Genomic DNA, 11,452 nt, shown 5'->3' on the forward strand with positions numbered 1-11,452 from the left:
ATGCTCGCCCTGATAATCGTATTTCTGTGATAGTTGGCCTCACCATACATCAGCGGCGATCACGATAAGCAACATTGCAGGCGTGCGCTAACGCTTTCTCCATCTGCCGGTGGGGGAGGCCGACTTCGGTAAAAGGTTCGCCGACGGTGCGGTAGCCCAGTCGTTGATAGAACGGCACGGCCGATTGTCGGGCGTGGAGCACCATACGGCGGAAGCCTTTTTCTCGGGCCAAGGCTTCGGCGGTCGTCACCAGGGCGGTGCCGATTCCTCGCCCCTGCAATTCCGGGAGGACCGCCACCTGCCGCATACGCACGTCGCCCCCTGCCCCCGGCGTCAGGACCAGGCAGCCCAACAGGCGGTCGTCTTGAAAACAGCCCAGGTGGATCGAACGGGCGTCGGTTCGCAACTCCTCTTGCGTGAATTCCAGTCCCAACGGATCGCGGAGGACCTTCTTGCGGAGGGCCAGTTCGGCGGCATAGGCTGCGGACCCGTGAGCGATCGTGCGGATGGCGTACGGTTGCGGCATGGCGGCATCGCGAATCGGCGGCGGAACGGCGTTCAGTCGTCCGGGCGGGACGTCATTCGGCGCGAGTAGTCCCGGCGGGGACTTGTGCCCGCGGCGGCGTGCGCCCGTCGGCGCGCGTGGAACTTGCGGGCGGACCCGTGTTAGAATACCCCTGGTTTGTCGGAGAGATAATCGGGTCCCCCAGCGCAGGAGGTCGAAACGATGTCGTGCGTTAAGCTTCGGACGGTCGCATGGTGTGTTGCGATGCTCTGCGGCGCGTTCGCAATGACGCGAACGGAAAGGTGTTCGGCCGAGCAGGCCGACGCACCGCCTTCGCTATTGGTGGGCTTCGCGGAGCGCGACATCACGCCGGACATCGGAATGGAGCAACCCGGCGGCTACGGCAAGACGTACCATCAAAGCGTGCATGACCCCTGCAAGGTTCGGGCGTCGGTGCTGGATGACGGCGAGCGGAAGGCGGCGATTGTGAGCGTCGATGCCCTGATTCTGCGGGAACCGACGATCCAGGCGGCACGCCGAGCCATCGAAGCAGGCTGCGGATTGCCGGGCGACGCGGTGTTGATCGCGGCCTCCCATTCGCACTCCTCCGGTCCTACCGGCATGGTGCTGCCCGGCGAGTTCGATGACGCCGACGAGTGGGTGCGCCATTTGGCGTATGAGGTGGCTTCGACGGCGGATCAAGGCTACTTGGATAAAGTCGTCACGCAAATCGCGGGCGCTGTGTGCGACGCCTTTCAGGCTCGCAAGCCGATGACGTGCGGAGTCGGCAAAGGACTGGTGGAGGGCGTGGCCTTCAACCGCCGATTTCGGATGAAGAACGGTTTGACGTTCACGCATCCCGGCCAAATGAATCCCGAGATCGTCGAGGTTGCCGGGCCGGTCGATCCCGAGGTCATTGTGTGGGGGGCTTTCGACGCCGACGGCAATCTGCAAGGCTGCGTGGTGAACTTCGCGTGTCACGCCACGACCAGTCCGGGCGGCATCTCGGCCAACTGGATTTATTACATGGAGAAAGCGATCCGCGGATTCTTCGGGCCGGACGTGATCGTGCTGTTTCTCCCCGGCTTCTGCGGCGACGTCACGCAGGTGGATAACCTCAGCCCGTACCCCAGACCGTCCGGAGAGGAATGGGCCAAGTTGGTGGGGGGAAGCGTCGGCGCGGAAAGCATCAAGGTGCTGCTCAAGATGCATCGCGGGCAGACGGTGCCCGTCCGAACGACCGTGAACCGGTTGACGATTCCACGTCGGGCGCCCAACCCGGATCGCGTTCGGCAGGCGTTGGACCTCACGAAGAAAGACCCCAAAGAGGTCGGTCATACAGACTGGATTTTCGCCGTTCAAACGGTGTTGCTGGACGCCATGATGAAGAACGCGCCGCAGGCGGAGGTGGAGTTGCAGGCCGTACAAATCGGGCCGCTCGTCATCCTGGCGAATCCGGCCGAGTACTTCTGCCGCTACGGGTTGGAGTTGAAGGAAGGCTCACCGTTCCCGTTCACCATGCCGGTGGAGTTGGCCAACGGTTGCGTGGGCTACGTGCCGACGGTGGACGCATTCGGCCCCAACGGCGGCGGCTACGAAACGCGGTTGACCGCCTATAGCAATCTGGAGATCACGGCGGGCGACAAGATTCGGGACGGACTGCTGGAACTGAGCCGCGGATTGACGCCCGGGCCGATTCCCGAACCGCCGCGCGTGAAGCCCGTGACTTCGCCCTGGTCCTACGGAAACCTCGGTCCGCAATTGGAGTGACGGGAGAATTGCGCGGCCCGGCGAATTAGGCTGACGCCGCTGCCGAATCGCACGGGAACGATGGTCGCGTGCTCGACGCGGAATGCCGCGGACAGCTCAGTTTTTATCCCGTAGTTCCGCCAGGACGACTTCGGCGGCGGCGAATCCGCTTCGGACCGCGCCTTCCATCGTGCCGGGCCAACCGGTTGCCGTCCAATCCCCGGCAAGGACCAAGCGCGGCAGACGAGTCTTTTGCGGCGGACGTTGGGCCTCCCAGTCGGGTCGCGGGCAGTAAACGGCCTCCCTTTCGCGAACCACGCGCGACCGCAGCAGGCGCGCATCCCTGAGGGCCGGAAAGACCTGGCGCAGTTCCCTCGCCGTTACCGCCGCCAGATCTTCGCCGCTCGGGAGCGGAATGGCTTGAGCGGCGCTGATGACCACTTGGTAATACGATTCGCAGCCCGCGGGCGTGCGTCCTTGGCCGTCCGTGTTCGCGAAGTCCGTCCGTTCAATCTCGGGGCGGAATACCCACTGCGAAAGCGTGTTCAGCAGCGCGGCGTTGGGCAAGGCAATTCCCGCCCGATCGAACCACAAATGGACGCCGATGATTTCTCCCGGTTGAGGCGAAACCGCGGAGCAGGCCGGCGACTCCGATCTCAAGGACGGCGCGGAACGCTCGAACAGGCGGACGCACTCGCGCCAAGGCACCGCGCAGACGACGGCGTCGCACGGTTCAGCGCTGCCGTTGGAGAGGCGAAGCAACCAACCGGATTCGGTCGGGGTGAGGCTCTCGACCGCCGTCGCCCGAGACAACGCGACGCCCTCCGCTTGCAATCGCGAGGCGACCTCGCCGTCCCAAAACCGCCGCAAGGAAAGCCGCGGCAGATGAAGCTCATAGCCGTGCCGCGACTGCATCAAACCTTCAACGACGACCTTGCGAGCGGCGGCCAGGGAGGCGCTATCGAGCGAGTCGCCCAGGGCACTGAGGAGCAGCGGTTCCCAAAACATGCGGACGGCGGCGGGGGATTGACCGTGCCGCGCCAGCCAGACCCCGATCGTGCCTTCCTCGGAAGTGGTTCGCAAGCGGAACATCGCTCGCAGGATCGCAAGGCGATCCCCTAAGCTCAGAAACGTGAGGCCCAGAAAGCCGGGCAGAAGATGGAGCGGCGCCGGCAAGAGCGGAGAGGCTCGCAATCGCCACACGCGACCGCCTGCGGCCGCAAAGTGAATCTCGCGTTGACGCCGCCAATGCGTTCTCAAACCCAGTCGGTCGAGGAATCGCAGCAGTTCGGTGCAACAGCCCAGTGCGAGGTGTTGGCAGCGGTCGATTTCCCGCCCGCTTTGAGCGTCGAAAAACGAACCGAGCCTTCCGCCCAGGTGCTGCTTGGCCTCGAACAAGCGGACGCTCAAACCGGCTTGAGCCAGGGTCCAAGCCGCGGCCAATCCGGCGGCGCCCCCGCCGATGACGACAGCCCGCGCGGGACGAGGGACCGAAGAAGGCGCGGCGGTTTCACGGAGTCTCATGGCAGGGAGCGTCTCAGGGGCGGCAGCAAGGCCCAGCGGACGGCGAGGCCGACCATCTGCACGGCGGGAACGCGAATCCGTGTGCGCAGAATCTCTTCGCGAAAACGGCGGAGTCGGCGAAACAGGCTCCAATACGTCGCAGTCATCAAGCCGAAGATACGGCGTCCCCGCGGCGACAGGTGCTGCAAGAGGTCTGCCCCGCGGCGATAGTAGGCGGCGGTTCGATCCATCTGAAAATCCAGCCACTGAGCGGTTTTCCCGCCGACCGTGCCGGAAAGCAGGTCTTCCGGCGCGACGCCGAATCGGGCGAAATCCTCCAGCGGCAAATAGTAGCGATCCCGGCGTGCATCCTCGGTGAGGTCACGGAGAATATTCGTAAGCTGGAAAGCGATGCCGCAAGCGTCGGCCTTGGCCAATGCCTCCGCTCCGCCGGAAAATCCCCAGATGTGGATGCAGGCTATGCCCACCGCGGAAGCCACCTTGCGGCAGTAGTCCAACGTTTGATCGAACGTGTCAAAGCGGACGGGTTGCAGGTCCATGCGAACGCCGTCGATGACGGCCTGCAAGGCATCCCACGGGATGCCGTAGCGGCGGATGGCGTGGGCCGCGGCGGGCAGAACGGCTAAACCCTCGGCCAGCACAGGGTCGTCGCTCAGCGGCGGCAAGAGGTTCGTTTCCTCTCCCTTTTGCACGCTTTGAAACGCCGTTTGCCAGAGGTCCAAGCGTCGTGCGGCCGAATAATCGCCCGGGGCGGCGTCGGCCAGGTCGTCCGTCACACGCAAAAAGGCGTAGAGCGACTCCATCGCTCGGGCACGGTCCGACGAAAGCAGGAAAAAGGCGGGACAGAAATTGGAGTGCGACCGGCGGCACACGGCACGACAGCGGCGGTAGCTTTCGCTCAGCCGAACATCGTCGGGCATCATGCAGGAACCTCCGACGATCGACCGCTCCATACCGACCAGCAGGCCCGGACCACCAAGGCCGCCTTGTTCCGACGCGATAATTGGGGGCGTCGATGCCAAACGTCGTAGTCCACGGCCTTCACGGCGTCCAAAATAGCCAAACCGCCGAGGATGAATAAGAGCACCGGGATGCGCATGTCGCGGGGCATCATGCGGACTAGGGGTTCGCCGCTGCGGAGGAAGGCCGCGGCCTCCGCCGTGAGGCCCTCCATCATCCGCCGAAACGCCGGGTTGAACTCTCCCCGTTGCAACATGGTATCGTCGTAACCGGCGCGGAGCCGCGCGCTGAGCGGAATGTAGATCCGACCGCGGCGATAATCCTCGGCCACGTCCTGCCAGAAGTTTGCCAGTTGCAGGCCCGTACATACGGAATCGGCGTATCGAACGTGGGCGGGCGTGTGGCAGCGGCCCATGTAAAGCACGAGGTGTCCCACGGGGTTGGCGGAGTAGCGGCAATAGTTGAGCAGCGATTCCATCGTCTCGTACCGCGACACCTCCTGGTCCTGCCGAAACGCCGAGAGCAGATCGAGAAAGGGGGTGATCGGTATTTGAAATTCGCGGACCGTCTCTTGCAGAGCCACCGTGACGGGATGACGCGGCCGACCTTGATAGCAGGCCTGCAACTCGGATCGCCACCAATCCAACAGTTCCCGGGCGACGTCGGTTCGGGAAATCTCGTCGGAAAGGTCGTCGGCCCAGCGACACCAGGCGTAAACATTACAAAAATGCTGACGTAATCTCCGGGGCAGGAGAAGACCGGCCACGGTAAAATTCTCGTAATGCGTCCGCGTCAATCGACGGCAGTACTGCCGCGCGTTGCGCAAGGAAACCGTCGGGCCGTTGGAATGGGGCCCGAATCGCTCCAAGTCCGCGGCGAATTGGGCGGCCTCGTCGCGATCCCATCGGGAAGCGCCGGGCGCAGAGGTCGTTGGAGGCATTCCGTCACACGAAAAAACTGGGCCGACGTTCGAACGGGTAACCATACCGTCGGCGACCTTTCCATTATGGTGTTTGCGTCGATTTGAGGAAACCATGCGTATTCTACTGGCGTCGCCGCGTGGCTTTTGCGCGGGAGTGAACATGGCGATCGAGACGCTGGAGGAGGCCCTCCGGCAATTCCCGCCCCCCATCTACGTCTATCACGAGATCGTCCACAATCGTTGGGTGGTATCCCATTTCGTAGACCGCGGCGTCATCTTCGTGGACGATTTGAGCGAGGTGCCGCCCGGGGCGACGCTGCTTTACTCGGCCCACGGCGTGTCGCCCGAGATTCGCCAACGCGCCGCCCAATTGCGTCTCCGCACCGTGGATGCCACCTGCCCGTTGGTGACGAAGGTCCACCGCGAGGTTCGGCGGTTTTCCGACCAGGGTTTTACCGTGCTTTTGGTGGGGCACGCAGGGCACGACGAAATCGTCGGCACCATGGGCGAGGCCCCGGACGCCATCCGGTTGATCGAAAGCGAAGAACAGGCGGAGACGGTCGAGGTCCCCGACCCGCAAAGGGTGGCCTATTCCACTCAGACCACGCTCTCGGTGGACGACGCGGAACGGATCGTAGCGCGTTTACGACGGCGTTTTCCCGCCCTTCAAGGCCCCGCCCGAGACGACATCTGCTACGCAACGCAGAACCGCCAAGAGGCCGTTCGGGTTCTTGCCGCCGAGACGGACCTGTTCTTGGTGGTAGGCAGCCAAAACAGTTCCAATAGCCGCCGCTTGGCCGAAATCGCCACCGCAGCGGGCATTCCCGCCTACCTCGTGGACGGTCCCGATGATTTGCACGACGAATGGTTCCATGCCGAGCAAACGGTCGGCATTACGGCGGGGGCCAGCGCGCCGGAGAGTCTTGTGCAAGGCTGCGTGAACTACCTCCGCGAACGTTTCAACGCCGAGGTCGAGGAGCGGGTATTGCGGACCGAAAACGTCCACTTCGTGCTGCCCATCGAATTGCGACCCCTGCGGGAAACCGCCGCCGAGGCGTAGACGGCCTGGAATCAGGTCATCAAAATGTCCGTGACGGATGACGGCGTTGGGCTCGAGCGCCGTCGTTCGCGCGGAACTTTTTCCCATCCGAGGAGGGCGAAGATGACCGAGTTGCTATGCGGAAAGATTTCGTCGCGGGAAATGAGGCGGGCGGCGACGTGTCTTGCTTGGGCCGTTTGTTTTGCGGCAATCGCCGTTTCGGGATGTTGGGCTTTCGCCGAGCAGTCTTCGCCCGCCCAAGAAGAATCGTCTCACCGTAAGGAATTGAGCGTTCGCGATTTCGGGGCGGCAGGCGACGGCATTCGCGATGACACGGACGCCGTACAATCCGCCGTGGATCGCGGAGGAGCGATCCTCTTCCCCGCCGGAAGATATCGCTTGACGCGGACCGTGAACGTCGATCTCGCGCAAACGGGCTGGGTATCTCTCTCAGGCCGCGGGGTCGCTCGCATCATCATGGAAGGGCCCGGACCGGCCTTCCGCTTCGTCGGTACGCACACCGGCACCGCCGACCCCAACTCCGTGAAGCCCGATGTCTGGGAACAGCAGCGCATGCCGCTGGTGGACGGATTGGAGATCGTGGGGAACCACGAAGAGGCCTGCGGCTTGGAGGCCGTCCGGACCATGCAGTGGACCGTCACTCGAACCACGATCCGCTCAACGCTTCACGCCCTGCGACTGTTCGAGCGCAACCGAAACGTCGTCCTCTCAGACTGTCACTTTTACGACAATCGCGGTTGCGGCGTACTGCTGGAGGACGTCGATCTGCATCAGATCAACGTGATCGGTTGCCACATCAGTTACAACCGCGGCGGCGGCGTGGTGGTTCGGGGCGGCTATCTCCGAAACCTTCAGATCTCCGGGTGCGATATCGAGTTCAACATGGGGGCGGACTCGCCGCCCACCGCCAACGTTTTAATTGATAGCGTGCAATCCATCATCGGACACGCGGAAATCGCCATTGTCGGTTGCACGATCCAGCACTCGGTCAGGGCGCCCGACTCGGCGAACATCCGCTTCATCGGTCGCGACTCGACCGGACGATATTGGGGCAACCTGACGATCGCCGACAACGTTTTGAGCGACGTCACCCGAAACATCGAGATCATCGCCGCTCGCGGCGTCAGCATTACGGGCAACACCTTCTGGGGCGCTGCCGAGGAGGATTTGCTCGTCGTCGATTCCGAAAACGTCCTCGTCGGGCCGAACGTGTTCGACCAAAATCCCAACTACAACCGCGAGGGAAACTATCGCGGCGGCGTACGAATGCACCGTTCGCGCGGTTGCACGTTGCAGGGTTTGCACCTGGCCGACATCCTCGGTCCCGCCATCACCTTGGAAGAGTGCGACGGCGTGAACGTCACGGGATGCACGGTTCGCGGGTCGCGCGGCCCGGGTGTGCAACTCTTGGATGTGCGCCGCGGGCGCGTGTCCGATTGTCTGCTGGAAATCGGCGTCTCTCGGTCGGCGGACGGCACAGCGCCGCCCGCCCTCCGAGTGCAAGGCGGCTCCCATCTAATGATTCGCGGCAACATGACCGACGGCGAAACCGAGGTCTCCCCGGATTCCAGCGAGGTCTCGCTCGCCGACAACGTCCGCATTCCGCCGCGTGAGGCAGGCCGGTAGCGCCCCTGCCGCTTCCCTCCGCAAAGCAACCGGGACGCGTCAATGCCGCGGCGCGCTCGCGACGTCGGGTCCCGCGCGCACCTCCGCCCCGGTCGTGTTTGGGAACCAATCGACGCCAAAGGCATCGCGCAGCGGGCTAAGGGGGGCCGACGCGGTCGATCAACCGGTGGGACCGGGGACGTAGGTCGTCGTGGGGGGAACTACCGTGGCGGGACCGCACGCGTCGCACGATGAATCCAGCATCGGGACTTCCGTAGCGCTGACCGGCGGGCATTCCACGACCGACGCCGGGCGCATCGGCGCAAACAACGCACCCCGGCGGAACCAAGTGCAATTCTGGCAACCCACCGTCCCGGCAAGGATTGCCACGAGGGAGCCTAGAACCAGCAATTTCCTCATAACCCATCTCTCCTTTCGTGCAGAGTCTTGACCTCCAAGGTCCGTCAGTGAACTCTACCCCACGGGCCACGTTGTGCAAACGCAACAGTTGCCAAAACACCGCATTTTGCCGCGTTTTTTGTGATAGCCTTGCCGGTTGTAAGCTATAGTGAAACTGGTCGGGCTTGACCGGCGCGCGAAGCCCACAATCGGCCCCTTTGCCGCCCGACACCCTCGACAAACGAGCGGTAACATTTCTTGGGGCGGACCCGGTCCGCCCAGCGCCATCCCTCCGATTGCGACCGCCGCGCGGGCGAAAGAATCGATCGCACGGTCTGGCAATGGAGTAACGGTTGTGTAAACTGAAAAAGCCGCAAGGATGACCGATGCTCGCAAGGAAGGGAGGTGATTCGAATTCTCTGGGCACGGGAGAATCAGCGATGCGGTGCAACAAAGGGCCATTGGGATTTCGGTGCTCGTCTTCCACGCCTACCTTTTTGACGGCCATCGCCGTGCTCGCGATTGCGAATCCCGTCGCCCCGGCGGCACGCGGAATGGAAAAGACCGGCGATCAGGCGGTTTCGAGTGACGCCGGAGCGGCAGACGTCTTCTGGATCGTCAGTTCGCGCGGCGTGGGCGATCCCGAATCTAACCCCGCCGAAGCGTTAAACGCGCTTCGTTTCTATCAAGCACATACCGTCGGCGGTTGGTCTTCCATCTCAAGGGACGACCTCACGCAAGCGGTAGCGGGAGATCAGCCCGTGGTCGTGTGGATTCACGGCAATCGGATGGATTTCCGAGACTCCGTGCGATCCGCCGCGGCGCTGCAACGCGTACTGAATCGGCTCGTGCCGGACCGGCGCTACGTCCTGGTCGCGTGGTCGTGGCCCGCCGACCGGATGATTCGCGGAATTCGTCAAGACAGTCGCCTCAAATCGTGCCGCAGCGAGCAAGAGGCCGCCCTATTGGCCCAGTGGATCGAGCAAACCTTGCGCCATCGCACCGTCGTTCTGGTGGGATACAGTTTTGGAGCGCAAACGGCTTTGAAGACGGCGGCACTCCTAACCGATTCCCAATTGCCCGAGGGCGCAACCGTTACGGCGACCCCGCCGCAGTCGGCAGCCATAGCATCCTCCGGATCCGGCGCTCTCGCCGCAATGTTGTCCGGTGATTGGATGGGCGCCACCTGCCCGGTCGAGGCGCTGTTCGCGTCCACGCGTTCGGATGCGCTCCGCGAAGATGCCGCCGAGTTGCATTTGCGGCTTTTGGCGACCGCCGCCGCTTGCCCCGCCGGATCGCTCGCGGCCTGGTTGAGCGACAACGCCGCCGAACCGGAGTTCATCGGCATCACCGTGAATCAGCGCGATCCGGCCCTTCGCTGGTACACGCACCTGTGGTCGCACCGGGGACCGCAAGCCCTGGGCGCGGTCGGTCCGTACGGGATTCCCTCCGCAATCGAAGACGCTGTAATGATCCAAGACGTCACATGCCAAGTGGGACGAACCCACGACTGGGAGGCTTACCTCTGCTCGCCGGGATTTCGGGAACTGCTGCGTAAGGCCCTTGCCGGGCCGACAGGGCCGTCATCCTCGCCTTGAACGGCGCCTGGCCCCGGCGCTGCGCAAGGCATACATTTAGAAAAGACGCGGGCATTTTGATCGTGCCCCCGAACCCCTGAGCGATCCGCCGTTGCCGCTCGCCGACAACGCCTTGGACTCGACCTGGATGGACGTATTTTCGTCGCAAGAACCTATTGCCTTTTTCAACGGAGAGTTCCTCCCGCAATCCCGTTTGGCGCTGTCCGTCGTGGATGCCGGTTTCGTGCTCGGCGCGACGGTGACGGAACAGCTTCGCACGTTCCGTGGTAAGATTTTCGAGATCGAGGAGCACTTCCGGCGATTGCGGCATTCTCTGGAGACGATCGGCCTGGACGCCGCCGCGATCACGTCCCGACTGATGGAGGCGGCGGATCGGGTGGCGGGCCACAACCACCGACTCCTTGCGCCGGGTGACGACTTGGGAGTATCGGTATTCGTGACGCCGGGTCGGTATCTCGCCTACTCGGGACCGGGACCGGTGACGCCCACCTTGTGCGTCCATACCTACCCCCTGCCCTTCTTCCTTTGGGCCGACAAATACCGAAAAGGGCAATCGCTGGTCATTCCCGAGACGCGGCAGGTGCCCCAGCGATGTTGGCCCGCCCACCTCAAGTGCCGCAGTCGTATGCACTATTATTTGGCCGACCGCCAAGCGGACTCGCGGGAACCCGGCGCGCGGGCCTTGCTGCTCGACTTGGACGATTTCGTCACGGAAACATCCACGGCGAACGTCGTGATCTATTCCCACCAGCGGGGATTGGAGTCGCCGCCCGACGAACGGACGCTGCCCGGCATCAGCCTGCGGTATCTTATTCGCCTGGCCGAGGAGGCCGAGATTCCCTTCCATCGCCGCGATTTGACGGCGGAAGATCTGCGACACGCCGACGAGATATTCTTGACGAGTACGCCGCTGTGCATGATCCCCGTCACGCGATTCAACGGCCAACCGGTCGGGGACGGCAAGCCGGGACCGATCTTCCGAACACTCTTGGAGGCGTGGAGTCGATCCGTGGGGATGGACATCGAAGGCCAAGCGACCGCTTTCGTGGAGCGATCCGACGGGAACGGGAATCCGGCATCCTGATCGGCATTCCTCCCCTCTCTTCGTCGCGCATCCGCCGGGTATGGCC

General features: G+C 63.5%; 10 protein-coding genes. 5 read left to right on the top strand and 5 right to left on the bottom strand.

Translation table 11 applies throughout. The annotated features are described in order from the left end of the window. Positions 1-49 precede the first annotated feature (49 nt). On the bottom strand, positions 50-526 hold the full coding sequence (locus ACYQ6J_RS12075) for a GNAT family N-acetyltransferase (protein ID WP_460184440.1): 477 nt from the start codon (positions 524-526) through the stop codon (positions 50-52). A 264-nt stretch (positions 527-790) separates the two neighbouring features. Here ACYQ6J_RS12075 and ACYQ6J_RS12080 point away from each other — a divergent pair, with 264 nt between their 5' ends. Next, on the top strand, positions 791-2,275 hold the full coding sequence (locus ACYQ6J_RS12080) for a hypothetical protein (RefSeq protein WP_460184441.1): 1,485 nt from the start codon (positions 791-793) through the stop codon (positions 2,273-2,275). 96 nt (positions 2,276-2,371) lie between these two features. Here ACYQ6J_RS12080 and hpnE read toward each other — a convergent pair whose 3' ends face one another. From hpnE to hpnC, 3 genes are read right to left on the bottom strand one after another with little or no spacing between them, the layout of a single operon-like run. Beyond that, positions 2,372-3,778, bottom strand: coding sequence for a hydroxysqualene dehydroxylase HpnE (hpnE, locus tag ACYQ6J_RS12085; protein ID WP_460184442.1), 1,407 nt, complete (start codon positions 3,776-3,778; stop codon positions 2,372-2,374). Beyond that, on the bottom strand, positions 3,775-4,701 hold the full coding sequence (locus ACYQ6J_RS12090) for a phytoene/squalene synthase family protein (protein WP_460184443.1): 927 nt from the start codon (positions 4,699-4,701) through the stop codon (positions 3,775-3,777). Before ACYQ6J_RS12090 ends, hpnE begins: the two co-directional genes overlap by 4 nt. Continuing rightward, positions 4,698-5,678: a squalene synthase HpnC gene (gene hpnC, locus ACYQ6J_RS12095; RefSeq protein ID WP_460184444.1), complete on the bottom strand. Its 981-nt coding sequence runs from the start codon at positions 5,676-5,678 to the stop codon at positions 4,698-4,700. The genes ACYQ6J_RS12090 and hpnC overlap by 4 nt, the downstream gene beginning before the upstream one ends. Positions 5,679-5,772: 94 nt before the next feature. Between hpnC and ispH the strand changes: the two genes are divergently transcribed. After that, on the top strand, positions 5,773-6,720 hold the full coding sequence (gene ispH / locus ACYQ6J_RS12100) for a 4-hydroxy-3-methylbut-2-enyl diphosphate reductase (protein WP_460184445.1): 948 nt from the start codon (positions 5,773-5,775) through the stop codon (positions 6,718-6,720). Between the two features lie 102 nt (positions 6,721-6,822). Further along, entirely contained in the window at positions 6,823-8,346 is a 1,524-nt protein-coding gene (locus tag ACYQ6J_RS12105) for a right-handed parallel beta-helix repeat-containing protein (RefSeq protein ID WP_460184446.1), read from the top strand. A 159-nt stretch (positions 8,347-8,505) separates the two neighbouring features. Here ACYQ6J_RS12105 and ACYQ6J_RS12110 read toward each other — a convergent pair whose 3' ends face one another. Then, positions 8,506-8,745 carry a hypothetical protein gene (locus tag ACYQ6J_RS12110; protein WP_460184447.1) on the bottom strand — a complete coding sequence of 80 codons (240 nt, stop codon included), beginning with the start codon at positions 8,743-8,745 and terminating at the stop codon, positions 8,506-8,508. Between the two features lie 419 nt (positions 8,746-9,164). On the opposite strand from ACYQ6J_RS12110, the gene ACYQ6J_RS12115 reads away from it, so the two are divergent. Together ACYQ6J_RS12115 and ACYQ6J_RS12120 are read left to right on the top strand one after the other, a co-directional pair. Further along, a complete protein-coding gene (locus ACYQ6J_RS12115) occupies positions 9,165-10,322 on the top strand; it encodes an alpha/beta hydrolase (protein ID WP_460184448.1) in 1,158 nt (385 codons plus the stop codon). A 127-nt stretch (positions 10,323-10,449) separates the two neighbouring features. Then, entirely contained in the window at positions 10,450-11,406 is a 957-nt protein-coding gene (locus ACYQ6J_RS12120; protein ID WP_460184449.1) for an aminotransferase class IV, read from the top strand. Positions 11,407-11,452 lie beyond the last annotated feature (46 nt).

Source organism: Thermopirellula anaerolimosa (genome assembly GCF_054657335.1).

Bases quoted from the DNA above. Each gene is read 5' to 3' on its own strand.
- ACYQ6J_RS12075 (WP_460184440.1), bottom strand. From the start codon at position 526: ATGCCGCAACCGTACGCCATCCGCACGATCGCTCACGGGTCCGCAGCC.
- ACYQ6J_RS12080 (WP_460184441.1), top strand. From the start codon at position 791: ATGACGCGAACGGAAAGGTGTTCGGCCGAGCAGGCCGACGCACCGCCT.
- hpnE (WP_460184442.1), bottom strand. From the start codon at position 3,778: ATGAGACTCCGTGAAACCGCCGCGCCTTCTTCGGTCCCTCGTCCCGCG.
- ACYQ6J_RS12090 (WP_460184443.1), bottom strand. From the start codon at position 4,701: ATGATGCCCGACGATGTTCGGCTGAGCGAAAGCTACCGCCGCTGTCGT.
- hpnC (WP_460184444.1), bottom strand. From the start codon at position 5,678: ATGCCTCCAACGACCTCTGCGCCCGGCGCTTCCCGATGGGATCGCGAC.
- ispH (WP_460184445.1), top strand. From the start codon at position 5,773: ATGCGTATTCTACTGGCGTCGCCGCGTGGCTTTTGCGCGGGAGTGAAC.
- ACYQ6J_RS12105 (WP_460184446.1), top strand. From the start codon at position 6,823: ATGACCGAGTTGCTATGCGGAAAGATTTCGTCGCGGGAAATGAGGCGG.
- ACYQ6J_RS12110 (WP_460184447.1), bottom strand. From the start codon at position 8,745: ATGAGGAAATTGCTGGTTCTAGGCTCCCTCGTGGCAATCCTTGCCGGG.
- ACYQ6J_RS12115 (WP_460184448.1), top strand. From the start codon at position 9,165: ATGCGGTGCAACAAAGGGCCATTGGGATTTCGGTGCTCGTCTTCCACG.
- ACYQ6J_RS12120 (WP_460184449.1), top strand. From the start codon at position 10,450: ATGGACGTATTTTCGTCGCAAGAACCTATTGCCTTTTTCAACGGAGAG.